This is a genomic window from Pseudonocardia sp. CA-142604 (genome assembly GCF_050948475.1).
Lineage (GTDB): Bacteria > Actinomycetota > Actinomycetes > Mycobacteriales > Pseudonocardiaceae > Pseudonocardia > Pseudonocardia alaniniphila.
In genome coordinates, this window is sequence record NZ_CP192045.1 from 2368518 (window position 1) to 2393229 (window position 24712).

A 24712-nucleotide genomic window follows, 5' to 3' on the forward strand; every position below is an offset into this window, starting at 1 on the left:
CTCGGGGCAGGACGTCGTCAGGCGACGCCGCTGTCGGTGGTCTGCGGCCCCGCGGCCTGCGGGTCGTCGAGCCGGTACTTGGCCGCCGCCTCCGCCACCTGCCCGCGGTCGAACTCCCCGCGCTCGGCGAGCGCCTCGAGGGCGGCCACCGTGATCGACTCGGCGTCGACGTTGAAGTGCCGCCGCACCGCCGGACGGGTGTCGGACAGCCCGAACCCGTCGGTGCCGAGCGTGGTGAACGGCGCCGGTACCCACTGGCGGATCAGGTCGGGCACGGCCCGCATCCAGTCCGACACCGCCACGACCGGTGTGCCGCTGTCGCCGAGGGCACGCGTGACGTACGGCACATGCTTCGTCTCCTCAGGGTTGACGAGGTTGTGCCGCTCGGCCTCGACCCCGTCGCGACGTAGCTCGCCCCATGAGGTCACCGACCAGACCTCGGCGCCGACGCCCCACTGCTCCGCGAGCATGTCGCGGGCCCGCAGAGCCCACGGCACGGCCACACCGGACGCGAGCAGCCGCACCTGCGGCCCCTCCGCCCGCGGGCTGCCCACGTAGCGGTAGATCCCGCGCAGCACGCCGTCGACGTCCAGGTCCTGCGGCTCGGCAGGCTGCACGTACGGCTCGTTGTAGACCGTCAGGTAGTAGATGACGTTCTCGCCGCCGAGGGTGCCTTCGTCGTCGGGGGAGCCCTCGCCGTACATGCGCCGGAGCCCGTCCTTGACGATGTGCGCCACCTCGTAGGAGAACGCCGGGTCGTACGCCAGGACGGCCGGGTTGGTGGCCGCGAGCAGCAGCGAGTGGCCGTCGTTGTGCTGCAGGCCCTCACCGGTCAGCGTGGTGCGTCCGGCCGTGGCCCCGACGAGGAACCCGCGGGCCATCTGGTCCGCCGCCGCCCAGATCGAGTCGCCGGTGCGCTGGAAGCCGAACATCGAGTAGAAGACGTAGATCGGGATCATCGGCTGCCCGTGCGTGGCGTACGACGTGCCGGCCGCCGTGAACGAGCCCACGGACCCCGCCTCGTTGATTCCCTCGTGCAGCAGCTGGCCCTGCTCGGACTCGCGGTAGGCGAGCATGAGCGAGGCGTCCACCGAGGTGTACTGCTGCCCGTTCGGGTTGTAGATCTTCTGCGTCGGGAACATCGAGTCCATCCCGAACGTGCGTGCCTCGTCGGGGATGATCGGGACGAACCGGCCGCCCATCTCCTTGTCCTTGACGAGCTCCCGCACCAGCCGGACGAACGCCATGGTGGTGGCGACCTCCTGCTTGCCCGAGCCCTTGCGGACCACGTCGTAGACCTTGTCGCCGGGCAGCACGAGCGGCTTCGCGGTGACGCGGCGCGACGGCAGGTTGCCGCCGAGCACGCGCCGGCGCTCACGCAGGTACTGGATGGCCGGGTCGTCGTCGCCGGGGTGGTAGTACGGCGGCAGGTACGGGTTCTGCTCCAGCGCCTTGTCCGAGATCGGGATGCGCTGGGAGTCGCGGAAGTTCTTCAGGTCGTCGAGCGAGAGCTTCTTCATCTGGTGCGTGGCGTTGCGCCCCGCGAAGTGCGAGCCGAGGGCGTAACCCTTGATCGTCTTCGCCAGGATGACCGTGGGCTGCCCGTTGTGCTCCAGCGCCGCCGCGTAGGCCGCGTACACCTTGCGGTAGTCGTGGCCGCCGCGCTTGAGGTTCCAGATCTCGGCGTCCGTCATGGGCTCCACCAGCGCCTTCGTGCGCGGGTCGCGGCCGAAGAAGTGGTCGCGGACGTACCCGCCGTCGTTGGCCTTGTAGGTCTGGTAGTCCCCGTCCGGGGTGTTGTTCATCAGGTTGATGAGCGCGCCGTCACGGTCGGCGTGCAGCAGGGCGTCCCACTCACGTCCCCAGATCACCTTGATGACGTTCCAGCCGGCGCCGCGGAAGAACGACTCCAGCTCCTGGATGATCTTCCCGTTGCCCCGCACCGGCCCGTCGAGGCGTTGCAGGTTGGCGTTGACCACGAACGTGAGGTTGTCCAGTCCCTCGGTGGCCGCGATCTGGATGAGACCGCGTGACTCCGGCTCGTCCATCTCACCGTCGCCGAGGAACGCCCAGACGTGCTGGTCGTCGGTGTTGGAGAAGCCGCGGTCGCCCAGGTAGCGGTTGAACCGCGCCTGCATGATCGCGTTCATGGGGCCGAGCCCCATCGAGACGGTGGGGAACTCCCAGAAGTCCGGCATCAGCCGGGGGTGCGGGTAGGACGGGAGGCCGTGGCCCGGCCCGCCGTGCGACAGCTCCTGCCGGAACCCGTCGAGCCGATCCTCCGACAGCCGCCCCTCGAGGTACGCGCGGGCATAGATGCCGGGGGACGCATGGCCCTGGATGTAGATCTGGTCGCCCCCGCCCGGGTGGTCTTTGCCACGGAAGAAGTGGTTGAAACCGACCTCGTAGAGCGTGGCCGAGGACGCGTAGGACGAGATGTGGCCGCCGACGGAGATGCCCGGCCGCTGCGCGCGGTGGACCGTCATGGCGGCGTTCCAGCGGATCCAGCGCCGATAGGTGCGCTCGACCTCCTCGTCGCCGGGGAACCACGGCTCGCGGTCGGTGGGGATCGTGTTGACGTAGTCGGTGCTGGTCAGTGAGGGGACGCCGACGTGGCGTTCCCGTGCCCGCTGGAGCATCCTGAGCATGAGGTAGCGCGCACGTTGCTGGCCCGCGGCATCGAGCACCGCGTCGAAGGAGTCCAGCCACTCCGCGGTCTCCTCGGGGTCGATGTCCGGCAGGTGCGCAGCGAGCCCATCGCGGATGACGTGGACCCGCCGCGGCTGCGTGGGATCATGGTTCGTGCTGTCGCTGGTCTGCCGGGTCAAGGGGTTCTCCCTGGTGGCTCGTGCCGAGTAGACGTCTGAGGTATCCCCTATCGTGCCCCTCGGCATGCGATCTCGTAACGAGTGGTTGCGCGTCGGTGAGTCGTCGTGTTCGGATTCCGCAACCCGATGAGCAGGCCCCGGGCTGTACGCCCGGGTGAGGCACGAGGAAAAGAGGTACACGCGTGGTCGCCGCGGATGATGCCGGACGCACGTCCGACATCGCGGGCAAGCTCGGCGTCGAGCCGGGCATGGTCGTCCAGGAACTCGGTTGGGACGAAGACGTCGACGAAGCGGTGCGTGACGCCGCCGAGGAGAGAGCCGGGGACGAACTGCTCGACGAGGACGCCGTCGAGGTTGTCGACCTCGTCCTCATGTGGTGGCGAGAGGGCGACGGCGACCTCGTCGACGCCCTGGTCGACGCCATCGGCCCGCTTGCCGACAACGGCGTGATCTGGGTGCTCACCCCGAAGACGGGGCGCCCCGGGCACGTCGATCCCAGCGAGATCGCCGAGGCTGCGCCCACGGCTGGGCTGGCGCAGACGTCCAACATCACGGTCAGCGAAGGCTGGACGGGATCACGGCTCGTGGCACCCAAGGCGGCGAAGTCGCGGCGGTGACCCCACCGCGCAGATGTCTGCAGGCCGGTCACCACCGGTCGTGCAGGCGGTCGCGCCACGAGCGCCCGTCCGGGTCGTAGACGAGGCGATAGACCGGCACGGCCCAGAGCTTCGTGCGGAGCGGCATGCGCTCGGGTTCGTGGCGGCGTAGGCGGCCGGGTGGGCGTGGTCCCACCCGCCCGTCCCCGTGCCATGCGTCCAGGGCGCCCGCAGCGGCGTTCACGGCGCGTACGGCGTCGTCGGGGTCCACGAGGTCCTCGTCGTCGCCCGGGGCGCGGTCGAGGTGCTCGCGCAGGAGCTCCAGCCGTAGGTTGCGGGCGAAGGCGCGGGCGCCGTCGCCGTGGCCTCCCAGGGCGGTGGGCTCCCGCTCGTCGCGGGTCTCGTCGAGCACGGCCACGGAGAGTTCGCTGTCGTGGCTCCACGAGCGCCGGTTGAGGTTGGCGCTGCCCGCGCAGGCCCAGGTGTCGTCGATGACGGCGACCTCGGCGTGGACGTCCACCGGTGTGTCCTCGTGGTTCTCGAGGTCGCACACGTGCACCCGGTCGGGGACGGCCGCTCGGCAGACCTGGATCGCCTGGAGCCTGCCGACCACGTTGGGCGGCAGCGCGAGGCGCCCGTCCACGTCCGGGTGGCGCGGCACGACCACCACGAGATGCAGCCCCGGACTGCGGCGCAGAGCGTCCGCGAGGGGCCGGGCGATGGGCGGGGACCACATGTACTGGTCCTCGAGATAGACGAGCCGCTCCGCCCGTCTCAGGGCCTTCGCGTACCCACGTGCCACCGACCGCTCCCCGTCCGGGCCCGGCTGCAGGGCGCGGACCTCGACGAGACGGGCGAAATACGCAGCGCCGTGCACGAGCGGCACCACCCGGTTGCCGGAGGTCCACGCGGGCAGCCGGTGGGCGGGATTGCCCCGCTCCGCGTCGGACAGGAACCAGTCTTCGGCGCGCACTATCAACTCCGGACCGTCCGTGCTGGGGAAGGCCCGGTCACGGCTGGGCGGGGCGGGACTAGGCTCGCCATGACCGCATCGTTCGAATCCGAGGAGACCAGCCCATGGCGCCCGAGGTCGGCACCGAGGCCCCTGACTTCAGCCTGAAGGACCAGAACAACCAGGAGGTCACGCTCTCGTCGTTCCGGGGGAAGCGCAGCGTCCTGGTGGTCTTCTACCCCTTCGCGTTCTCCGGCATCTGCACGAGCGAGCTGTGCTCCGTCCGCGACGACCTCCCCAACTTCCAGAACGACGACGTGCAGATCCTCGCGATCTCCGTCGACCACCCGTTCACGCTCAAGGCGTGGTCGGATGCGCAAGGTTACGACTTCCCGCTGCTGGCTGATTTCTGGCCGCACGGCGAGGTCGCCACGGCGTACGGCGTGTTCAACGACACGCGGGGGATGGCCCTGCGCGGCACGTTCCTCGTGGACAAGGACGGCATCGTGCGGTTCAGCGAGGTCAACCAGCCCGGTGATGCCCGCGACCAGGGGGGCTGGAAGAAGGCCGTGGCGGAGCTGGCCGCCTGACCTTCCCCAGTTCGATCAGCCCGGGTCACCGGGCTCCCGGGCGCGTAGCTCAGCGGAAGAGCACTCGGCTTACACCCGAGCGGTCGCAGGTTCGAACCCTGCCGCGCCCACCAGCCCGACCAGGATGTCTGCCTGCATTGCGTCCATGCCGACGTCGACCCGCTGACGAAGACCAGCGGTGTGCCTGGCGGTACTTGCACGGAGTTCTGAAAAAGTTCAGAATGGTGTGTGTGACGACTGAGGTGCAGTGGAGCGAGTTACAGCGCGACCCCAAAGGGGTGGCAGCGCTTGCTGACCAGGGTGATGTCCGGGTCAGGCGACGGGACGGTGTGCCGTTGCTGTTGGTCCGCGAGGACAGCGCCAGCTCCGCCGCCGAGGGTGCGCTCACCGCAGCGCGGGCTCTGCGTAACGCGCTGGCCCACCTCTCGGTCGAGGATGCCAGCGACACGCTGACCGAGGAGTTCCCGTGGGCGGATCTGCTGCCGGAACATGATCGTCGCCGATTCGCCGCCGACTTCGTCCGAGCCGTTCAGGCCTCTGCGGAGTTGGGCCGGTGGTCAGTGCTGACGCAGGTGATCGTCGAATGGAAGGCCACGGCCGCGATCTACGCGGATCCCGCGCTTGTCGAAGAGCTGAGCCGGCCACTCGACGACGACTTCGGGCCGGTTCCGGCCCCAGAGGGATCCTGACGTTGCCGGCGAAGCCGGGTGACCGTGTGGCGCCGCCGGCCGGTCCTGAGGCGTGTGAAGCACGTTTCGCTACGTCGGAGGCTGCGAAGGGATGGGAGGAGTTGTGTCGCGCGGCGCGGGCCAACACGTGGGAGGCCTGGGTCGTGTTGACCGAGCGCCCCACCCGCCCGGAGAACCCGTCGCGACAGCATCGGCTGCGCGGTCCGTTGGCTAGCCGTCAGATCGGTGGTCGAGAGCTCGAGCAGTGGCAGTACGAGGTGACGGCGGGCGGCCGGATCTGGTATTGCCCTGATTGGGAGCGCCGGATCGTCTGGGTGGTCAGCGCTGGTGCCGGTCATCCGAAGGCCACGGAATAACGTCAGCACTCTCGTCGTCCAACATCGGACCCCCCACTTTTGATCAGCCTCACGCTGCTCTGAGGCGCTCGGTGAGGCGGTTGACGCCTGCGCCCGCCAGGTGCGCCAGGGCGGCGGATCGTCCGGCGGCCGCCAGGAGCAGGTTCCCGGCTGTTCCCGCTACCTCCGGTCCGTCGCCCGTCGACCACTCCACGTCTGTTGCGACCATCGTCAGCCCCGCCACCCGCTTGGGGCCGCCGAGGAAGCGGTTGGGCACGACGTAAGCCAGCGCCGGTAGCGCGAGGTCCGGCCGCATCTCGTACGGCCGTGCCAGCGGGCGGGCTATGTCCTGGCCGTGAACGAGCAGGTCCACCAGGGGGTCCATGGGGCCGCTGCCGACGGTCCTGCGGGACGAATCGGCGCTCTCGCGCAACTGCTCGACGAGCTCTGTGGTGGTGAATCGTGTTGCCCGGTCACGTGCCATCTTCTCTTCCATGCGGTCGAAGCTGCCCCGGGCCTTGATCGCGGACGTGATGATGAAAGGGATCGTGGTTCTGGTGGTGAGCGTCAGGTGCGCGACCACCTCACGCACGGTCCATGCGGAGCACAGGGACTGAACCGTCCATTCGGAGTCGTCCAACCCGTCCAGGTAGTCGCACAGATTCAGCCGTTGGGTTCGCACGGCCGAATCGATCTCGTCCGGCTCCAGGGTGTGACAGCGGTCGGTGTCGTTCACGGCTCGTCCTCCGATGCGCTCGGTCGCTTCGGAGGTGAGACCGCGAACACGCGCGAGAATCATCGGGGGAGCGACGACAGAATCTTGACGACCAGAGCCTCCGTCAGTTGCAGCCGCGGTGCGTTCTCGCGAGCCCGCGCGACGATCTGCCGCGGACTCAGTCCCATGTCGTGATAGAGCCGGGTGATCTTCTCCTGTTCCGCGGTCCACGGTCGCCGCGGCGCCGGTTGCCTGCGCCGCTGCTGCGGCACTCGCGGACGCGGCGCGGCGGGAGCCCCGGTGGGGCGGTAGTCGAGCCCCACACCGGAGTCCTTCTTCCTGAACTCCCCGGCTTCGCCCCGGCGCCGGATCTCGTCGGCGTCGGCGACCACGAATGTCTCGCCGCTCTTGTTCAACCCGAAGGCTGTGACGGCCAGACCGCGGTGGTACTGGGCCTGGCAGGAATCCTTGGTGCAGTAGCGGTAGCCGAGTTCTGCCCGTTCCTCGGGCATCCCCTCGCCGCAACCGATGCAGATCTTTTCTTCGGGAGTCGTTGTGCCCACCTCCGCAGGTGAAACGCCCTATCGGGGTGGGCTGTTCCGCATCGAAAATTGATCACCGGCAAATGTCGCATCCCCCGTCGTGGGTGATGCGCGTGCGGCGTGCGGGCGTAACAGTCAGCGCGCCTCACCGAGCTCGTCTCCCGTGTCGGTATCGGGAGCCGGCCCGGGCCGGGGCGTTTCGCGCCATCAGCCGTTGGCGCCCGGAGGTGACACCGATGCGTCGTTTCGGCGTGGGATTGTTGGTACTCGTCAGCGCGCTGCTGCTCGTGCTGTCCAGCACGTCGTTGTGGACACGCCACAACGTGGTGAACACGGACGTCTTCGTGGCGAACGGTCAGAGGATCATCACCGATCCGACCGTCTCCGCCCGGGTGGAGACCCAGGTGGTCGACACGATCATGGCCAAGCCCGAGATCCAACAGGCCATCGACCAGGCCGTCTCGGTGCTTCCGCCGAGGCTGCAGGTGTTCCGGCCCTCCGTGGAGGAGGGAACGAGGAACCTGCTGTCCAGGGGCGTGGAGCTGATCCTGACCTCACCCCGGTTCGCCGGGCTGACCGGCGCCGCCCTGCGTACCGCTCAGACGCAGATACTGAACGGCGAACCGGTCGGGCTCACGCTGGGGCAGGCGAAGGCACGGATACCGGCCGAGGACCGGACGGGCCTGGCCGGGCAGGTGATCAACCTGATCCCGGACGATGTGGGCTTCACCGTGCTCACCCCGCAGGAGGCTCCTCGCGTCTACACGGCGATCGACGTGTTGAAGTCGCTGTGGCTGTGGGTCGGCCTGGTCGCGCTCGGCATTCTCGCCGGGGCCCTGGCGGTGTCGCGCCAGCGCATGCGGACGCTTCGGGCCTGGGCAGTGACCACCGGGGTCATCGCGTTGCTTCTCGTCTTCTCCCTCGTCCTGATCCGCGGACCTCTGCTCGGTGACGTGAAGCCTGCCAACGTCGAGGTCGCCAACGCGGTCTATGACGGCGTCACCGCCAGCCTGCGCAGCTGGACGCTCTGGCTCGTTCTGATCATGGCCGGAATCACGGCTTTCACGTTGCTCTGGGGACGGACCGGGATCGTCCGGGCCGTCCGGCGTGGCTACGACGCCGCCCGTGCCAAGGCCGAGCAGCGCTGGACGGCGCGGGCAGCCACCGCTTCGGTGGCCGGGACGGACGGGGAAGCCGCCGAGCCGACGCGGTCGTGGCCGACCCGGATCGCGGACGAGACCAGGGCGTTCGTCGACGGGATGAACCTGCCGGAGCGGCTCGCCCGTCTCGCGGCGTTCCTCCGGCGCAACCTGCGGGCGGTCCGGTGGGCCGGGATCGCGGTCGGAGCCCTGGTTCTGCTGCTGTGGCCCGCCCCGTCCCTGTCGGTGTTCATCTGGGTCGTGGCATGCGTCGCCCTGTACATCGGGCTGATCGAGCTCGTACTGGCCGTGGCCGCCCGATCCGAGACCGCCTCCGCCGAGGAGACGAGCCCGATTCCCGTCACCACGAACGGCGGCGTGACGGCGGGCGGCGACGCCGATTCCTCGGCGGTGCTCCCGCCCTCGGCGGCCCGCTCGGGGGTTGGCGCGAAGAACGATGGCGCGAAGAATGACGCCCCACCGAGGGAGGACGGGGAGGCCGCTCCGGCGACCGTCGCGAAGCCCCCGGCCAACCAGCCGATGACGCCGGAGGGCATCTCGGCGATGAGCAGCAAGCTCGACCTGCTCATGCGCCTCGGTGACGCGCGAAGCGCAGGCGTCCTGACCGATGAGGAGTTCACCTCGCAGAAGACCCAGCTCCTGACCTCCTGAGCAGTGCACACGTCCATCGGCGGCCGGCGGAAGGGGACGCCCGCCGGGCGGCCCCGGCGAGCTTGCGTCGTGCTTCCTCTTCTCGCGGGCATCTGTGTTGAACCGGGCGGGCTGCCACGGCGTAGTGGGGGATGGCCGGATCGTCCGGCGAAATGAAGGGTGTACTGATGTCGCAGATCGAGTCAGCTCGCAGATCCGGGGCCGGGGCGCGGACCGCGCTGCAGGTCACGGCGGTCCTGAGCACCATCGAGGTCCTCTTCCAGGGTGCGACTGCCGGACAGATCCTCAGCGGCACCGGAGCTGCCGAGGGCGTGCACGGCGCCGGTGCGATCGCCTTCCACGTGCTGTCGGCGCTCATGCTGATCTCGGCTGTCATGCTGTGGCGGGCCACGCGTGGGTCGATCTGGCCCACCGTGGTCAGTGCCGTGGTGTTCCTGATCGGCCTGCTGCAGGCCTATCTCGGGGACGTCGGAGTGCTCTCCGTCCACGTCCCGCTCGCCCTCGCGCTGACGCTCGGCACCGCCTGGGTGCTGACGTGGTCGTTCCTCGGCGGACGCACGGTCCGGACCAGGCACAGCGCCTGAGAACCGTCGTCACGATCAGCGGGTACGCGTCGGCAGCTGTGCGGGTTCCTGCCGCAGCGCCATCGTCGCGATCACGATCACGACCCCTATCACGAGCACCGGAAGGAGTGGTGCATAGGGATGCGCGTGGTTGAGCATCCAGTCTCCGACGGCGGCACCCACGGCCATGCTCACGACCACCCCGGTCAGCCGGCGTGCCGCGGGGGCCTTGTGGGACCACGTCGCGATACCGGTTGCCAGGCTGATGAACGTGGCGGTTGCGGCCGTGGTGGAGACGCCCGGCACCCTGAGGAACCGGATGGAGTTCATCTGGACGCCCATCGCGAACGCGCTCAGCGCGACGAGGATGTTCTCCGCGCTACTCGTCAGCGAGGAGGCCATCCATACGGCGAGGAAGGCGACCTGCACGGCCAGGCCGACCCCCAGCGCGATGGACACGCGGCGCGGCCACACCTGGAAGACCTCGTGGTCCTCCACCTCGTCGTCGCCGTCGAACGCCTGCAGGATCCGCACGGCCGCCATCGCCCCCACCGCGAACGCGACGAGAGAGATGATCACCCGCACTGTGTCGGGCCCATCGGGCGGGCGAGTTCCTGCGATACCGAGCCCGAGGAAGACGATGTTTCCGGTCTGGAACGCCGTGAAGACCTTTCCGAAGGAGAGGAAGCAGATCGCCTCGTAGATCCCTGACGCGAAGGCCAACGCCACGAGCAGCCGGTCGCGAAGCGCGATGAGGGCAGGCGACGCGTACGCGGCGGCCTGATCCACGATCCGTTCGGCGGACGGCTCGACAGGCATGGCACCACCTGGTGCGGTCAACCGATTCCACCTCGCTCGGGAAATGCGGGTGGCACCGGGTAACGCGTTCCTCTGCGTCCGGATACGTCCCGCGGGGGTGGATCGTTCCGGCCGATGTTCGACGTCGTCGTCTTGTGCATGTCGCACACGGTGCATCCCCTGTTATTCGAGTGTCAAGGACCACTCGAGATTCTGTGAGACTGTTGTGAGCGGCTTTTTCGGACCTCTCGTGTGAATCGGAGGGTGACGGGTCGGATGAATCGTTCTGAAAACGTCAGCTCGGATATCTTCGGACAACGAGTCGGCTCACATCGATTCCGGCTCATACCGGGTCCACGGTGGGAGTGGGCGTGGCCGGAGCCCGGCACCGGGCAGCGGCGGGCCGGGAAGGGCGGACGAGATCGACATCGCCGTGGCCACGGTCGCAGCGCGCCGGCAGCGGACGGCATGACGGCGATCACCACGGAATCGTTCCTCTATCTGTGGAGGACGGTGCTCGCGCTGCTTGTGGCAGGAATGGCGCGAGCTATTACAGGATCATTGTGTGATGTCCTGTGGCCCATGAGGGCGAGGAAAGGGAAGGCGTGCTGATGCACGATCCGGACCAGGCGCAGCGCCTGAGAACGTGGGACCGCCGCCGGGCTCGGGTCAGATACGGGGCCGCGACCGGCGACGTGCGATCGGCAGGCGCTGGAACGGAATGGCACGGTCGGACGACCACGGCGCGGGCGGGGCCATGCACAGCGACGCGAAGCGCAACAGAAGCGCGTCGTAGTTCACCCGCCAGCCCGCGAAATCCCGCCATGCCTGGTCGCGGTCGGGCTTGAGAGTCGCACCGGCGTCATCCAGCCGTCGGCACACGGCGTCGTACTCGGCGCGCGTGACCGAGATGGGGCCGTGCGGTGCCGGGTCGGGGTCGTACGGCATGGCGAAGAAGTCGCCGATGTTCCGCAGCGCCAGGTAGCCGGAACGGATGCAGAGCGCCGCAGACGGCTGATTGGGCACGTCCAGGGTGGACGACACGAGCGCCGCCGCGTCGAGCACCGTGCCTGCCGCGATCACCCACGACCGCTCGGGTTGCGGCGAGCGGAAGAACACCAGCGTCGGCGTCGACGTGTGCGTCTCCGCGATGTCGGCGAACCAGCGGGCCCACTCCTGCCAGAAGGCGTCGAGCTCGCCGATCCCGTCGATGCGTGCCAGCCGTTCCAGCAGCTCTGCCGCCGATGGCGGGCTTCCGGCCTGGGTGTCGAGCGAGGTGACCATGAGCTCGCGGCGGGAGAACGAGGAGTACGTGGACGGAAGGTAGGACACCACCAGCGCGAGCAGGCCCAGCCCGAGAATCGCCTCGGAGAACGTCAGGATCGCACCGACCGTGTCGGCGGGCGTGCGGAAGCCGAGCGTGAGGAGGGAGGAGCCGCTCTCCAGGAACGCCTCCCAGAGCGGGTGCGCGCCCAACGCCCAGTAGATCGCCATGAAACCGACAGCGACGAGCGCGAGCCACACCACGGGAAGCGCCAGCAGGCCGAAGGGTGCGTACAGGGCCATGACCCGGTCACGGGACAGGTAGTCGCGGCGGCGCCGGAGCGCGAGGGTGAAGAACGCGAGTGCTCCGGCGAACACGCACCGGGTGATCAGGACGGGGGTGGCGCGGGGGACGACCACGGTCTTCACGGCCGAGACCAGTGTCAGCAGGACACAGGCCGCGCCGGCCAGCCCCACCACGACGGCGACGGCGATATGCATGCCTGACGTCAACCCCTCTGCGCTTGCTTTCGGTGGCAGCGGTACACGAACACAGCGGAGCACACAGCCGCCCACACGATGAGGACGATGAAGGGGAACGCGTGTTGGTTCGCGCCGAAGTAGATGGCCGTGTGCTGGGCGTTCACCGCGGCGCCGGGTGGCAGCCACTGGCCCACGGCGGCGAACAGCGACGGCAGCAGCGGCCAGGCCACCGCACCGCCGGACGAGGCGTTGCCGAGCATCACCAGCAGGACCCACGTCGGCGCGATCGCCCACCGCCCGATCAGGGAGGTGAACATGTGGAAGACCACGCCGCAGGTGAACATCGTCAGCGACAGGATCAGCCAGGACTCGGGGAGCGGCAGCCGCAGGGTTCCCAGCACCCAGTCGACGAGCGCGATGATCGCCAGTCCGCCCAGTACGGCATAGCCCGCGGTGAAGGCCAGCGTCTGTCCGGGCCCCAAGCGGGCCGCGTGCACGGTGAGCTGGGTCGCTCCCACGAAGCCCACCACCACCGAGGCCAACGTGATGTAGAAGATGGCCAGTCCGTGCGGATCGCCCGGCTGCAGAGGGTTGATGTCCCGCACGGTCAAGTGGGCGCCCACGGACGCGCTGACCGCGGGTGTGACCTGCGCCAGCAGCTGCGCGACGGTGGCACCCGAGGCGCTGGACACGTCCAGCTCGGGACCCTCCGGCCGCAGCTGCAGGATGGCGAAGACCTCCTGCCGGTCGACGGCCTCCCGGGCCTGCTCGTAGGAGTCGTACTGCTGCAGGCGCAGTGAGGCGCCGGTTGCCCGGTCCATGCCTTCGACGAACGCGACGTGCGTGGCCTCGGAGGTCGAGGTGCCCGTGACGGCGATGGGAATGTCGTGCGGGGTCGGATCGGCCATCGCGTAGGTGTATGCACCGGCGAACAGGCCTGCCGCGATGGCGGCGACAAAAATGATCACCGTGCCCGGAAGGAACGGTGATCGGGAAAATGTCTCCCAGCGCTCCCTGACCGAATCGACGACCATGTAATCCCCTCCGGTGCGGCGGTCCCCCGCTGTCAGACTGCCGGAGCGGTCACATTCGCGGCCAGCGCTGGCTCGCCGGGTTCCGGGCGCCGGCACAGCGTCCCGCCTCCGAAACCGGACAGTGTGATCCCACAGTCTGGCGGAGAAAATTCTTGGACGGTCTCCAGTGACGTCAATTCAGCCCGCTAGCAGAGTTGTGGTGAAAGGTTCCCCGACCGCGAACGAGAAGGACACCATGGGCGAACATGAAATGATCGATCGGCAGGCCGTCGAGGCCACCACCGATGCCGTACGTAATGATCCGGGACTGGCCCGGGTCACATTCGCGGTCGCGGGTCAGTGGGCTGGTGGGTTTCGGATCGACTCCACGACCGGAAAGCTTCGCCAGGGTGATGCGACCGACGCGTCGCGGACCGGGCGGTTCACGATGTCCAGCGACGAGCCGACCTCGCTGCTCGGCGCGGACACCGCCGCTTCGCCCGGCGAGTACGTCGCGCAGGCCCTCGCCGGTTGCTACACAGCGACGCTGGTCACGAATGCGACAGCCCTGGGAATCGGCGTCCGTTCGATGTCGGTGGAGGTCGAGGTCGACTTCGACCTCCGGGGTTTCCTGGGGCTCGCATCCGATGCGCCGGTCGGGGCGAGCGAGGTACGCGTGCAGGTGACGCTGGATGCGCCGGGGCACGCCCCCGAGGAGATTCGCGAGCTGATCGCCGTGGTCGAACGCCGCTCGCCCATACGAGACACGCTGGTCCGAGCCGTACCCGTGGTCACCACGTTGCAGATTGCCTGACAAGCGTCCGAGACCGGACCGGAGAGTGAAGCGACCGATGAAATTAGGCCTTCGGCTCCCGCAGCGCACGGGAGTGAACCTGCAGAACGACATCGTCAAGGCGGCCCGGAGGGCCGAGGCCGCGGGCTACACGAGTCTGTGGACGTATGAGCGGGTGCTCTTTCCGATCGAGCCCAGGGAGAGCTACTTCGGCCAGCCCTGGCAGGAGTCCCAGCAACAGGCCGCGGACCCACTGGCCGTGCTCACGGCCGCCGCGGTCGTCACGACGAAGGCGCGGCTGGGCACCGCCGTGCTGGTGGCCCCTGCGCACGCACCCTTCCAGCTGGCCAAGAGCCTGGCCACGATCGACCAGATCAGCGGCGGCCGGCTGATCGCCGGTCTCGGCAGCGGCTGGTCCACCGACGAGCTGCAGGCGACCGGGACCACGCGGGCGGACCGCGGCCGTTTCGTGGACGAGCTGCTGGACGTGTTCGACGCGGTCTGGGGCCCGGACCCGGTCACCTACCGGGGTAGGCGCGCCGTCATCGAGAACGCCCTCGTGCTGCCCAAGCCGGTTTCGAAGATCCCGGTGATGTTCGGGGGAGGCGCGACGGCGTCGACACTGAAGCGCATCGCCACACGGTCCGACGGCTGGTTGTCGGTCGCGGACGCGGGCGGGCTCGAGGCCACCGCCCGGACCTGGAACGAGATCCGTGACCTGGCCGCCCAGCACGGCCGTGATGTGGACCGTATGGAGCACATCGTCGTCGGGAACGTCACGTTCACTCCGCAGCCGCAGGGCCGGGATCGCGTGCCGTTCATCGGCACCTTCGACGAGGTTGTCGAGGACATCGCCACAGCGATCGCGCTCGGCGCGGACGAGGTCATCATCGATCTCAATCTCCAGAAGTGGTTCACCGACACGGGCCGGATGCTCGACACCGCTGAAGAGCTCCTTTCTCGTGCCCGGGATGAGGTTCCTGGGTCCCTTTCCCCGTAGCCGAGGCCACTGACGCTGTCGCGTCCGTGGTTCGAGACCACGCAGCCGGGGACGAGGCCCCCACCCCGTCCCCGGCTGCCGTGGTCAGTCGGGCGGAGCGACTGGCCCCGCGCCGTCGTAGGTCCCGAAGGTGCGGCAGGCCTGGATGAACTGGATGTCTGCCAGGACCGTCGGGTTGCGAAGGTCGAGGCCGCTGACGCTGCGGGCCGCGGTGATCCGGTAGTAGATGGTGTTCGCGTGGACCTGCAGGGCACTGGCGGCACCGGAGATGCTTCCGTGGGACTGCGTCAGAGCCTCGGCGGTGCGCACCCACTCGTGGCCTGACCTGGCGTCCTCGGCCAGGAGCGTGTCGAGCGCAGGGGGAACGTCCTCGGCTTTCAGATCGACCTGCAGCGCGGCGATCTGCACGAGCGAGAGCGCGCCGAAGTCCACCAGACGCGTCGTCGGGCCGGCTCCCCGGAGAGCAAGCTCGGCCTGTCTGTTGGGTACCGCGAGGTTTCCGGTGATGGGCCACGGCCGGCTGACGCCGACGCGCACGGTGGGCTCGAGTCGATCCGCAAGCCTCGCAAGGCTCTCCCTTGTGTGTTCGTCGTGCGGCAGGCAGAGGATCAGGCGTCCGTCGGACACCGTCCACGGCAGGCGACGGGTGTGTGCCTGGATGTCCCGGATCAACGGCTCGAACCTCGATGACGGCTCGGCCGGGTCGTTCGGTCCTGTGCCGGTGGACGAGAACCGGGCGATGAGCACCTTCTCCGACCGGATGCCCAGCACCTTCAGCATGGTGGCGGTCTGATCCGACGCCCGACCGTCGAGAAGTTCATCGAGCGATGCGTGACGGCATGCGAGTTCGCTCGCGCGCAGTTCGCTCTGGGTTTCGAAGAAGGCATCCATGCTGGCGCCCACATAACGCTCGTGGATGTCGAGCAACTCGTTCCAGACGGCCAGCCCGTCGCCTTGCAGATCGAATTCCGTCGGGCACCTCGTGGTCAGCCAGACCCAGAGCTCATGGTTCACGACCCGCCACCAATGGGCGAGCGTTGCACCGTCGACGCCGCGCAGGGCGAGTTGGCGTGCGTACTCGATGAGTGAGTGGTCGATCTCGTTGCGCTTCCCCTCCACATGCTCGATGAAGCTCCGCACGGCAAGGCTCGTGGGGCACCGGAGGTCCTCGTCGAACTCGGCATATGCGGGAATCGCCGCAAGCGCCGCCTCGGAGACGTGATCGGCTATCTCGGGAAGGTGGCGATGGAGCGTGGCGAGCAGAATGTCTCGGGTGGCCCTGGCCATTTCGGCACGCTACATAGCGCCGCATGACGCGGCATCCCAACGTGTCCGGTCGCACCTCGTCCCCGGCGGCGTCCTCCCGGGTGGACGACTCCGCCCGGCTCGTCTCCGGCGACCCGGATGGCCGCGATGGGCTCGGCGGGTGGTCGGCCCCGGCTCGCTGCGTGATCACGACTGAGTCCTGACGGGGCGGGCGCACGCCGTCTACTCTCGGATGGATTCCGCAGATGCGGGTCTGATTGCCAGATGGCTCCGTAGGAGCGGTGATGTCTGGCCGGAGGGAGATCGGGCATGAGCGTCACCAGTGACACGAGGGCGCCGCTGCGGCGTCCGGACCGGTTCTTCATCGACGGAGAGTGGGCCGCCCCCTCGTCGGGCGCCATGATCGACGTGATCGAGCCGGCCACCGAGGAGCTGTTCTTCCAGGTCGCGGAGGCCAGGGAGGCCGACATCTCGGCGGCCGTCGCGGCGGCCCGGAGGGCCTTCGACAGCGGCCCCTGGCCGCGGATGACCCACGAGGAGCGCGCCGGGTACCTGCGGGCGATCGCCGCGGCGATCGGCCGGCGGGCCGAGGACGCCAGCCAGATCTGGCCGCGCGAGTCCGGCATCCTCTACGCGGCGGCGCGGGCCGGCATCGGCGGCATCCCGAAGACCTACGAGTTCTACGCCGACCTCGCGTCGGACTATCCGTTCGAGACGCCCAGGGAGCCCGTGGCCGGCGGCAAGTTCGGGCTGCTCGTTCGTGAGGCCGTCGGGGTCGTCGGGGCGGTCATTCCCTGGAACGCCCCGATGGCGCTCACCGCGCACAAGCTCGCTCCCGCGCTGCTCGCCGGGTGCACGGTGGTGCTGAAGTGCTCTCCCGAGGCGCCGGGGGCCGGCTACCTCATGGCGGAGATCGCCGAGGAGGTCGGTCTGCCTGCCGGGGTGCTCAACGTCGTCACGGCCGATCGCGAGGTCTCCGAACTGCTGGTGCGCGACCCCCGCGTCGACAAGATCGCGTTCACCGGGTCGACGGCGGCGGGGCGGCGCATCGCCTCGCTGTGCGGCGAGCGGATCGCACGCTTCACGCTCGAGCTGGGCGGGAAGTCGGCTGCGGTGATCCTCGACGACATGGACCTGGGCCGGGCGGCCGAGGTGCTCTCGAGTGCCGAGTGCCGCCTCACCGGCCAGGTGTGCGCGTCGTTGACCCGCATCGTCGTCACCCGCAAGCGCCACGACGAGCTCGTCGAGGCGCTCTCCTCGACCTTCTCGCAGGTGCAGGTCGGCGACCCGTTCGACGACAGCACCCAGATGGGCCCGCTGGCGATGCGGCGCCAGCGCGACCGGGTGGAGGGTTACATCGCGAAGGGGATCGAGGAGGGAGCGGTGCTGGCCACGGGCGGTGGCCGGCCGAAGCACCTGGACCGCGGGTTCTTCGTCGAGCCCACGGTGTTCGCGAACGTCGACAACTCGTCCACCATCGCGCGCGAGGAGATCTTCGGCCCGGTGCTGACCGTGATCCCGGCCGAGGACGAGGAGGACGCCGTCGCGATCGCGAACGACACGATCTACGGGCTCAACGCCTCGGTGTTCACCAACGACGTCGACCGGGCGCGGCACGTCGCCCGGCAGCTGCGGTCCGGCACCGTGGGACACAACGCGTTCCGCATGGAGCTCAGCATCGGCTTCGGCGGGTTCAAGCAGTCCGGGATCGGACGCGAGGGCGGCCGTGAAGGGCTGCTGCCCTACCTCGAGTCGAAGACCGTGATCCTCGAGGACGTGCCCACCGAGTACCGCACGAAGTAGCCGCCACACCCGACGCTCACCGCACACGGTGCACGTGTGCGGTGAGCGTCAGGGTGTGCGGCCTGGCTCAGCGGCGGCGCCGCCGACGGCGGGCGAGAACGAGTGCCGCCGCGCCGGCCACTGCAACTGCGGCGAGCGCCGGTCGCCGCCGGGACGCCGGTCGATCGCCCGCGGGCGGTGCTGCGTCGTCCCCGGCCTCGTCGAGCAGGGTCACCGTGCCCGCGTCGCCGTCGACGCGGATCTGCGAGCCGTCCGCGATGCGCCGGGTGGCCACACCGGTGCCGAGCACGGCCGGGATGCCGTACTCGCGAGCGACGATCGAACTGTGGGAGAGCGGTCCGCCGACGTCGGTGACCACGCCGGACGCCATGGCGAACAGCGACGTCCATGCCGGGGTGGTGATGCTCGCGACGAGGACGTCCCCCGGCCTCATCCGGCTGAAGTCCTCCGGGCCGCCGAGCACGCGAGCAGCGGCCGTCACCTGCCCTGCGCTGGCGCCGGTGCCGCGCAGGACCGGGCCCGCCTGGTCGGCCGACGCCGCGGGCATGAGGCTCTCCCAGCGGTCCCACGAGGTGCCCTGCGGCAGGATCTGCGGCGGAGTGGCCCGCCGCTGCCCGCGCCAGAGGGCCTTGCGCTCCTCGACGGCCTCGCCGAGCGGTGCGGCTTCGCCGAGCACCTCGTCGCGGCGTAGCCAGAACACGTCGTCGGCGCGGTCGATCGTCCCGGCCGCCACGAGCCGCTCGCCCAGCTCGCGCAGCATCCGGCGCAGCTGCGGCCAGGCCAGGCCGATGTCGGCGAGCGCGTCCTCGCGGACCGGTGCGATGCCCTGCGCCCACCGGAGCAGCCGGGTGAACGTGGCGCGCCGCGGCGCGTCCAGCCGCGCGAGCACGGCCGCCGTCGCCTCCTCACGGCGCGCGCTGGTGCGGCGCTGCCGCTCGTACGGGTCGGGGCCACCGCCGCTCGGCGCGCCGGCCGACGACGAATCGAACCGGCCCAGGTAGAAGCGGAGCGTGTCCAGCAGCGGGGCGGGGTCGTCGGCCGGCACGGCGTTGCGGAAATCGAGGTTGTAGACGGTGTGCCCGTAGCGGTCGAGGTGCGCCTGGAACCGGCTCCGCCAGTCCTGCCAGGTCGCCGCTTCCACGCCGGGGGGTGTTCCGCCGCCGTCGAGCAGAGCAACCACGTCCGGCGACGCCGTCGTGCGCAGGTACTCCGCGAGGCCCGGGTGCTCGCGGACCCACGTCCCGAGGTCGTAGAGCGACTTCTCCGCCCGGATCGGCGCGCTGTCGAAGCCGAGCAGGAACGTCGCGGCAGGTGGGTCCCCGGCCCTGCGGACGAGCCGCTCGTAGAACTGCGTGAAGGTCACCTCGCTGCCGGCGGCGATCGGGATGATCGTCTGCACCGCCGTGTAGTACTCCGTGCCAGCGTCGAGCAGCTCGCCGACGCCCGCCAGCAGTTCGGGCACGGTGAGCCCGTCCAGCTGTCGCGCGTTCCAGCGCTCGACGACCTGCTGGTAGCGCGGGTGGGAGTACATGCGCCACCGTGCTTGCGCGCCCTTGTTGCCGGACGTCGTCAGGACCTTGAGGACCGCCGGGCTGCGCAGCATGAGCCGCGTGAGCCCCGCGCGGGTGTACCGGTAGTAGGCGTAGCCGTTGATCGTGGGCATGCTGACGTCGCCGTCGCGCACCACGTCCGCACCGAGGAACTCGCGGAAGAGGGCCTGCAGGGACCGCGTGACCGAGGAGTCGACGAGGTCGGCGAAGAGTGGCGAGAGCGGGTCGGGCAGCTGCTCGACGATGCTCGCTCGCATGTAGTAGGCGATCTTGGGGTCCGGCACCGACCAGTCGGTGGGCGCGTCGGCCTCCGGCTCGGGGAGCGCCGTGATCGGCCGGGCCTGCACGATCCAGACCTCGCTGCCCGCCCGCGCCCACTCGACGTCCTGTGGCGCGCCGAAATGGTCCTGGATCCGAGCGCCCAGCCGGGCCAGGGCGGCGGCATCGTCGTCGTCGAGCACCTGGCGGGCGCGCTGCGCCGCCGGCACGGCGTGCTCCTCGGTGCCCTGCTCGGTGGCGACGGTCATCACCGCCTTCTCCGCCGTGGTGCGGGAGCGCACCCGACCGCTCGGCATCTCCACGACGACGTCATCGGTGGTCACCGAACCGCTGACGACGGACTCGCCGAGGCCCCACGCGGCCGAGACCACCGTCTCGTTGCGCCGTCCGTTGGTGGGGTTGGCCGTGAACATGACCCCGGCCGCGTCGGCGTCGACCATCCGCTGCACGACGACGGCGAGAGCCACGGCGGACGGGTCGATGCCCTGGCGTGCCCGGTAGGCCATCGCCCGCGCCGTCCAGAGCGACGCCCAGCAGTCCCGGACGGCCACCAGCAGCGCGTCGGTGCCGCGGACGTTGAGGTAGGTGTCCTGCTGGCCTGCGAAGCTCGCGCCCTCGAGATCCTCGGCGGTGGCCGACGAGCGGACAGCGACCGGTGCGTCACCGAGCAGCAACCGGGCGTCGAGCACCTCCTTCGCCACCGCGTCGGGCACCGCCGCCGAGCGGAACAGCTCGCGGATGCGTGCCGACGGCTCCTCGTACGCTCCGGGCTCCGCGTCAGCGGGCAACGCGGCGAGGCCGAGCACCTGGTCGCCGATCCCGCTCGACGCGACGAACTCGCGGTATGCCGTCGTGGTCAGCACGAACCCCGGCGGCACGGGCAGCCCGGCCCGTGTGAGCTCGCCGAGGTTCGCGCCCTTGCCGCCGGCGACGTCCACGTCGTCGCGGCCCAGTTCCTCGAAACTTCGAATGATCCTTTCCACGTGCCCCCCTTGGCTGTGGTGGTGGTTCTCAGGTGTTCCGGGGCTCGGGGAGAGCGGCCAGGATCTTGGCCGCGTCCTCCGTGCTCAGCATGGCGTGGGAGTAGATGTCGATCAGCGTGCGCGCGAGCAGCAGGTCGCCGTCCGGGCTGAACACCTCGACGCCGATGGCGCGCGACAGGTGCTCGTGCAGGACGGGGACGGACAAGGCCATCGCGGTGATCACCGCGGCTCGCGTGTGGCGATCGACGCCGGGAGGATCGGGCCGGGCGGCGTCGGCCTCCGCGAGCCATTGCTCGCTCAGCTCGACCATCACGTCGAACAGCGCCGTAGCGGATCCCTCCGCCAGGGCACGCGCCATATAGCGCTGGTAGGGCGCCATCGCAGCGCGGGCGCCGGCCACGTGGTTGACGCGGCTGGTCGTGTAGTCGGACCGGACCTGGTCGTTGAGCCGGCGGATCACCGATGCCAGGTGCGCGTCGCACGCCTCGCGCAGGGCCTGCTTCGAGCCGAAGTGGTGGCGTACCAGCCCGGACGACACGCCTGCCGTCTCGGCGATCCCACGGATCGTGGCCCGGTCGAACCCGTGCTCACCGAAGTGCAGCAGCGCGGCGTCCCTGATGCGAGCGCGTGCGGTCAGGTCCGCAGGATCGATTCCCGGTGACGCCACACTTCCCCCTGCACGCGCGAACGACTTGCTGTACGCACGGACAGTACGCTACACGAGCGTGTAGCCGCTAGATGGCACCGCGGGGCTCAGAGATAGGACTCGTAGTCCGGCTGTGCCGCCCAGAAGTACTCGGGGCCGAGTTCCTCGCCGAGCCGTCCCTTGATGCGGGAATAGATCGCCAGGGCCGCCGACCAGGGCCGCGCACAAGCGGTGATGTCAGCCAGGTTGCCCTCGTCGAACCTCAGGACGCACGCGATCGACACCGGCCGCCCCTTGATGTCGCCGTCGAAGTAGCCGATGCGCTTTTCGCCGCGGACCAGGCTGAACTCGTTCCACTGCCTCGCCCCGTAGACCGAGGTCGCGTGTCCGAGAACCCGGCTCGACACCGGCTCGGGAGAAACGTTCTTGCGGAGGACCGGACTGTCGAAACTGAGTGCCGGGCTGTACGCGAAGTTGGGCTTGGCCGAATACTCGCCGGTGTCAGCCGGTAGGCGAGGCACGTCCCAGGCCTCGGCAGGCAGATCGTCGAAGGCCAGCTTTGCGCGCTCCCGCAACGTGGTGAACGGGAGCATGCTGTTGAAGAAGCTCGTGATCCGGGTCGGTCGCCCGTGCTCGTCGAAGGTGGCCAGGTCGGGGAGATCCACCTGGAGACGGAGGCGATGACCTTCCCCGGCGATCCCGACCAGATGCTGATCGTCTTCCTCGCCGCACCGGCGTCGCCCGCACGGCATGCTCTGGACCTTCTGGGCACCTGGACCGAACCCGGCGACAGCCCGCAGCTCGGCACGATTGTCACCCGGCACGGGAACTGACACGGCTGCGTCCTACCGCCTGCCGCCGCCCGCGCTCGGCGCCCACGGGGCCGAGATCCGCGGGTGGCTGCTCGGCAACTATGCAGCGGCGACCGCGAGCTGCGCCGCCGGGGCCGACTCTCCGTCCCCATGATCACCGGTTCGGGGTCGAGAACCGGGTCATGCCCTGCAGCGGGGCCCGAAATGATGATCACGAGTTCCCGACCACGCCTCGGACAGGACGGCGACTCTCGGCTCGGCATCCCTGTTGCGGCCCTGTTGCGGCGACGGGTCGCCGCCCGCAGGGTGCTCATCAACTCGCTGCGCGGTTTCGAGACACTGCCGCTGCGCCTCATCGGGGCTGATCCCGAGTAGCCAGACGTAGAGCGCCGACGGGGTTCTCGTGTGCGTCAGCCGGGTTCGCGGGCCACGAACCGTTCCAGCCGCTGGTGCCGGAACCGGTCCGGGTAGGACGTCTCGGGCTCGGTGCGGGGAGCGCGGTCGTCGCGGGCCCAGCGGGCGACGAGAGCAAGCACCGCGAGGATCACCGGGAGCTCCGCGAGCACCCACGCCAGCACCGCGCCGAGCCGCTGGTCGGCGAGCAGGTTCGGGACGTACGGCAGTTGCAGCGCGCCGTAGAAGCCGCCGGCCACGGGCGCGGACAGGCCGAGCAGCCACACCGAGAACCCTGCGTGCAGCGCCATCACCGCGAACACCATGACGATGCGCGCGATCGCAGGGAGAGCGCGGCTGGGCAGGCTACGGCCGAGGACAGGCCAGAACAGCGCGAGGCCGGTGACGAAGAACGCGACGTTCATCGCGAGGTGCGCCCAGTGCTCCTGCACGATCGCGGCGTACAACCCGGTGGGGTAGAGCCCGAAGAGCGTGGCCGCGACCGCCAGCCAGCCGACCACAGGGTGGCGAACGAACCGGACCCCCGGACTGTCGAGGATCCCGAGGAGACGGGCGGCCGGGCCGGGCTCCGCCACCCGTAGGGCGAGAGTCACGCCGTGGCCGAGGACGAGCAGCACCGGCGCGAGGGTGGCGAGCAGCATGTGCTCCACCATGTGGACGCTGAACACGGCCGCGCCGTACGTGGCGATGCCGGAGCAGGTGGCGACCAGCACGGTGACGCAGCCGGCCAGCCACGCGACCGTGCGCCCGGCGGGCCATTCGCCGCCGGCCCGGCGCAGCCGGCGCACCCCGATCAGGTAGGCGACCGCCCCGAGCACGGCGAGCGGGCCGAACACCAGGTCCGGCCGCCAGCGCATGGCGAGATCGGCCGCGGTGAGGTGTGCGGGGAGGTCGTAACCGATCAGGTAGACGTACCGGGTGGCCTCGTAGCCGGTCTCGCTCGGCGGCGGCACCCGCGTCAACGCCGTGCCGGTCGCGAAGGCGAGTGCGAGCAGCACCAGTTCCACGGCGACGACCCGCAGCGCCGCCCGCCGCCCGGCGATCCCCGGCCCGACCGCAGCGAGCCGGTGCGTGGCGAGTGCGAGCAGCGGCACCGCCAGCACTCCGACCACGGCCAGCCACCCGTACCCGCTCGTGAACACGTCGGACGGCGCGAGCGCGTACGCGGCCGACACGACGCCGGATGCGGCGACCACGACGAGCGCACCGTGGGCGACGGTGCGATGGCGGCGCAGCACGACGTCGGCGGCCGGACCGCGCCGCGCAAGGTGCACCGCGGTGGCGGCTGTACTGCCCAGCCACAGCACGGCGGCGAGCACGTGGAGGGTGACCGCGTCGCCGGCGATGTCGTGGGAGCGTTCGGCGTTCGTGGCGGCCGTCAGGGTGACGGGCAGCAGCGCGGCCATGGCCAGCACGAACAGCCCCACGGCGCTGCGCCACGACAGCGCGAGGGCCGCGAGCACCGCGACGGCGAGCGCGGCGAGAGCCGAGACCGCCCAGCCGCCCGCCTGCTGGATCTGACCGACGCCGACGACGAGCACGTCGAGACGGCCCGCCAGCGTCTGCGGTGGGACGCCACTGTTCTCCGCGACGAGCAACCCCGTGACCACGGCAGACGCCACGGCCTGCACGAGCGCCCAGCGTGCCGCGGCCCGCAGGCCCGCGTAGCCGCTGGGAGAGACGACACCGTGCACGTCCCCGGGGGCCAGCACCGCCGCGAGCAGCAGGTTCCCGATGCTCAGCGCGGCCGCGCCCACCGCGACGACCCGGGCGGCCGGCAGCCCGGCGTCCACGATCGGGCCCAGGTCCGGCAGCCCGTACTGCACGGCGACGCTGGGAGCGAGCGCAGCGAGCAGTGCGCCGGTGAGCACGGCCGAGACCGCCACCCCGAGGATCAGAGCCGCCCGCATGGACCCGCCCGGCATCGCCGCGCCGCGCTGATCCGGGATGATCACGCCGGGCCGATCCCGCGTCGTCACGCGATGCCG

22 protein-coding genes and 1 tRNA gene are annotated in these 24712 nt (G+C 70.0%); 11 read left to right on the plus strand and 12 right to left on the minus strand.

Annotated features, from left to right (window positions below):
* Positions 1-17: 17 nt before the first annotated feature.
* Positions 18-2828, minus strand: a complete 2811-nt coding sequence (aceE, locus tag ACQPZQ_RS10805) for a pyruvate dehydrogenase (acetyl-transferring), homodimeric type (RefSeq protein WP_433294614.1) — start codon at positions 2826-2828, stop codon at positions 18-20.
* A gap of 182 nt (positions 2829-3010) precedes the next feature.
* On the opposite strand from aceE, the gene ACQPZQ_RS10810 reads away from it, so the two are divergent.
* Positions 3011-3445 carry a DUF3052 domain-containing protein gene (locus ACQPZQ_RS10810; protein ID WP_241042264.1) on the plus strand — a complete coding sequence of 145 codons (435 nt, stop codon included), beginning with the start codon at positions 3011-3013 and terminating at the stop codon, positions 3443-3445.
* A gap of 28 nt (positions 3446-3473) precedes the next feature.
* Here ACQPZQ_RS10810 and ACQPZQ_RS10815 read toward each other — a convergent pair whose 3' ends face one another.
* Positions 3474-4397, minus strand: a complete 924-nt coding sequence (locus ACQPZQ_RS10815; RefSeq protein ID WP_433294616.1) for a phospholipase D-like domain-containing protein — start codon at positions 4395-4397, stop codon at positions 3474-3476.
* A 104-nt stretch (positions 4398-4501) separates the two neighbouring features.
* On the opposite strand from ACQPZQ_RS10815, the gene ACQPZQ_RS10820 reads away from it, so the two are divergent.
* From ACQPZQ_RS10820 to ACQPZQ_RS10830, 3 genes are all read left to right on the plus strand, one after another.
* Positions 4502-4966, plus strand: coding sequence for a peroxiredoxin (locus tag ACQPZQ_RS10820; RefSeq protein ID WP_433294618.1), 465 nt, complete (start codon positions 4502-4504; stop codon positions 4964-4966).
* A gap of 38 nt (positions 4967-5004) precedes the next feature.
* Positions 5005-5079 (plus strand) — tRNA-Val (locus ACQPZQ_RS10825).
* A gap of 117 nt (positions 5080-5196) precedes the next feature.
* The gene (locus tag ACQPZQ_RS10830) at positions 5197-5655 is read left to right on the plus strand and encodes a hypothetical protein (RefSeq protein WP_433294620.1); all 459 of its coding nucleotides are present in this window, start codon (positions 5197-5199) and stop codon (positions 5653-5655) included.
* A 405-nt stretch (positions 5656-6060) separates the two neighbouring features.
* Here the strand turns inward: ACQPZQ_RS10830 and ACQPZQ_RS10835 are convergent, their stop codons facing one another.
* Both ACQPZQ_RS10835 and ACQPZQ_RS10840 read right to left on the minus strand, forming a co-directional pair.
* Positions 6061-6726, minus strand: coding sequence for a maleylpyruvate isomerase family mycothiol-dependent enzyme (locus ACQPZQ_RS10835; RefSeq protein ID WP_433294622.1), 666 nt, complete (start codon positions 6724-6726; stop codon positions 6061-6063).
* A gap of 59 nt (positions 6727-6785) precedes the next feature.
* Positions 6786-7268: a hypothetical protein gene (locus ACQPZQ_RS10840; protein ID WP_433294624.1), complete on the minus strand. Its 483-nt coding sequence runs from the start codon at positions 7266-7268 to the stop codon at positions 6786-6788.
* A 215-nt stretch (positions 7269-7483) separates the two neighbouring features.
* Here ACQPZQ_RS10840 and ACQPZQ_RS10845 point away from each other — a divergent pair, with 215 nt between their 5' ends.
* Both ACQPZQ_RS10845 and ACQPZQ_RS10850 read left to right on the plus strand, forming a co-directional pair.
* On the plus strand, positions 7484-9058 hold the full coding sequence (locus ACQPZQ_RS10845) for a hypothetical protein (RefSeq protein WP_433294626.1): 1575 nt from the start codon (positions 7484-7486) through the stop codon (positions 9056-9058).
* A 167-nt stretch (positions 9059-9225) separates the two neighbouring features.
* On the plus strand, positions 9226-9642 hold the full coding sequence (locus tag ACQPZQ_RS10850) for a hypothetical protein (RefSeq protein ID WP_433294628.1): 417 nt from the start codon (positions 9226-9228) through the stop codon (positions 9640-9642).
* Positions 9643-9657: 15 nt separating this feature from the next.
* Here ACQPZQ_RS10850 and ACQPZQ_RS10855 read toward each other — a convergent pair whose 3' ends face one another.
* From ACQPZQ_RS10855 to ACQPZQ_RS10865, 3 genes are all read right to left on the minus strand, one after another.
* On the minus strand, positions 9658-10440 hold the full coding sequence (locus tag ACQPZQ_RS10855) for a YoaK family protein (RefSeq protein WP_433294630.1): 783 nt from the start codon (positions 10438-10440) through the stop codon (positions 9658-9660).
* Positions 10441-11088: 648 nt separating this feature from the next.
* Complete coding sequence (locus ACQPZQ_RS10860; RefSeq protein ID WP_433294632.1) at positions 11089-12183, minus strand: hypothetical protein; 1095 nt, start codon at positions 12181-12183, stop codon at positions 11089-11091.
* 8 nt (positions 12184-12191) lie between these two features.
* On the minus strand, positions 12192-13199 hold the full coding sequence (locus tag ACQPZQ_RS10865; protein ID WP_433294634.1) for an ABC transporter permease: 1008 nt from the start codon (positions 13197-13199) through the stop codon (positions 12192-12194).
* 235 nt (positions 13200-13434) lie between these two features.
* Between ACQPZQ_RS10865 and ACQPZQ_RS10870 the strand changes: the two genes are divergently transcribed.
* Positions 13435-13992 carry an OsmC family protein gene (locus ACQPZQ_RS10870; protein ID WP_433294636.1) on the plus strand — a complete coding sequence of 186 codons (558 nt, stop codon included), beginning with the start codon at positions 13435-13437 and terminating at the stop codon, positions 13990-13992.
* 73 nt (positions 13993-14065) lie between these two features.
* Positions 14066-14971, plus strand: a complete 906-nt coding sequence (locus tag ACQPZQ_RS10875; RefSeq protein WP_433294638.1) for an LLM class F420-dependent oxidoreductase — start codon at positions 14066-14068, stop codon at positions 14969-14971.
* Between the two features lie 84 nt (positions 14972-15055).
* On the opposite strand, the gene ACQPZQ_RS10880 is transcribed toward ACQPZQ_RS10875, so the two are convergent.
* A complete protein-coding gene (locus tag ACQPZQ_RS10880; RefSeq protein WP_433294640.1) occupies positions 15056-16258 on the minus strand; it encodes a PucR family transcriptional regulator in 1203 nt (400 codons plus the stop codon).
* Positions 16259-16546: 288 nt separating this feature from the next.
* Here ACQPZQ_RS10880 and ACQPZQ_RS10885 point away from each other — a divergent pair, with 288 nt between their 5' ends.
* The gene (locus ACQPZQ_RS10885) at positions 16547-18040 is read left to right on the plus strand and encodes an aldehyde dehydrogenase (protein ID WP_433294642.1); all 1494 of its coding nucleotides are present in this window, start codon (positions 16547-16549) and stop codon (positions 18038-18040) included.
* A gap of 67 nt (positions 18041-18107) precedes the next feature.
* Here ACQPZQ_RS10885 and ACQPZQ_RS10890 read toward each other — a convergent pair whose 3' ends face one another.
* The 3 genes from ACQPZQ_RS10890 to ACQPZQ_RS10900 form a co-directional block, all read right to left on the minus strand.
* On the minus strand, positions 18108-20852 hold the full coding sequence (locus tag ACQPZQ_RS10890) for a PEP/pyruvate-binding domain-containing protein (protein WP_433294644.1): 2745 nt from the start codon (positions 20850-20852) through the stop codon (positions 18108-18110).
* 28 nt (positions 20853-20880) lie between these two features.
* A complete protein-coding gene (locus tag ACQPZQ_RS10895) occupies positions 20881-21519 on the minus strand; it encodes a TetR/AcrR family transcriptional regulator (RefSeq protein ID WP_433294646.1) in 639 nt (212 codons plus the stop codon).
* An 86-nt stretch (positions 21520-21605) separates the two neighbouring features.
* The gene (locus ACQPZQ_RS10900) at positions 21606-22163 is read right to left on the minus strand and encodes a hypothetical protein (RefSeq protein ID WP_433294648.1); all 558 of its coding nucleotides are present in this window, start codon (positions 22161-22163) and stop codon (positions 21606-21608) included.
* On the opposite strand from ACQPZQ_RS10900, the gene ACQPZQ_RS10905 reads away from it, so the two are divergent.
* Together ACQPZQ_RS10905 and ACQPZQ_RS10910 are read left to right on the plus strand one after the other, a co-directional pair.
* A complete protein-coding gene (locus tag ACQPZQ_RS10905) occupies positions 22128-22331 on the plus strand; it encodes a hypothetical protein (protein ID WP_433294650.1) in 204 nt (67 codons plus the stop codon). The genes ACQPZQ_RS10900 and ACQPZQ_RS10905 overlap by 36 nt on opposite strands.
* A 183-nt stretch (positions 22332-22514) precedes the next feature.
* Entirely contained in the window at positions 22515-22685 is a 171-nt protein-coding gene (locus tag ACQPZQ_RS10910) for a hypothetical protein (RefSeq protein ID WP_433294652.1), read from the plus strand.
* Between the two features lie 35 nt (positions 22686-22720).
* Here ACQPZQ_RS10910 and ACQPZQ_RS10915 read toward each other — a convergent pair whose 3' ends face one another.
* Entirely contained in the window at positions 22721-24703 is a 1983-nt protein-coding gene (locus ACQPZQ_RS10915) for a cytochrome c oxidase assembly protein (RefSeq protein WP_433294654.1), read from the minus strand.
* Positions 24704-24712: the final 9 nt, after the last annotated feature.

Excerpts from the sequence above, each read along its gene's own strand:
- ACQPZQ_RS10820 (WP_433294618.1), top strand. The coding sequence starts at position 4,502 with ATGGCGCCCGAGGTCGGCACCGAGGCCCCTGACTTCAGCCTGAAGGAC.
- ACQPZQ_RS10845 (WP_433294626.1), top strand. The coding sequence starts at position 7,484 with ATGCGTCGTTTCGGCGTGGGATTGTTGGTACTCGTCAGCGCGCTGCTG.
- ACQPZQ_RS10850 (WP_433294628.1), top strand. The coding sequence starts at position 9,226 with ATGTCGCAGATCGAGTCAGCTCGCAGATCCGGGGCCGGGGCGCGGACC.
- ACQPZQ_RS10855 (WP_433294630.1), bottom strand. The coding sequence starts at position 10,440 with ATGCCTGTCGAGCCGTCCGCCGAACGGATCGTGGATCAGGCCGCCGCG.
- ACQPZQ_RS10860 (WP_433294632.1), bottom strand. The coding sequence starts at position 12,183 with ATGCATATCGCCGTCGCCGTCGTGGTGGGGCTGGCCGGCGCGGCCTGT.
- ACQPZQ_RS10865 (WP_433294634.1), bottom strand. The coding sequence starts at position 13,199 with ATGGTCGTCGATTCGGTCAGGGAGCGCTGGGAGACATTTTCCCGATCA.
- ACQPZQ_RS10870 (WP_433294636.1), top strand. The coding sequence starts at position 13,435 with ATGGGCGAACATGAAATGATCGATCGGCAGGCCGTCGAGGCCACCACC.
- ACQPZQ_RS10880 (WP_433294640.1), bottom strand. The coding sequence starts at position 16,258 with ATGGCCAGGGCCACCCGAGACATTCTGCTCGCCACGCTCCATCGCCAC.
- ACQPZQ_RS10885 (WP_433294642.1), top strand. The coding sequence starts at position 16,547 with ATGAGCGTCACCAGTGACACGAGGGCGCCGCTGCGGCGTCCGGACCGG.
- ACQPZQ_RS10910 (WP_433294652.1), top strand. The coding sequence starts at position 22,515 with ATGATGATCACGAGTTCCCGACCACGCCTCGGACAGGACGGCGACTCT.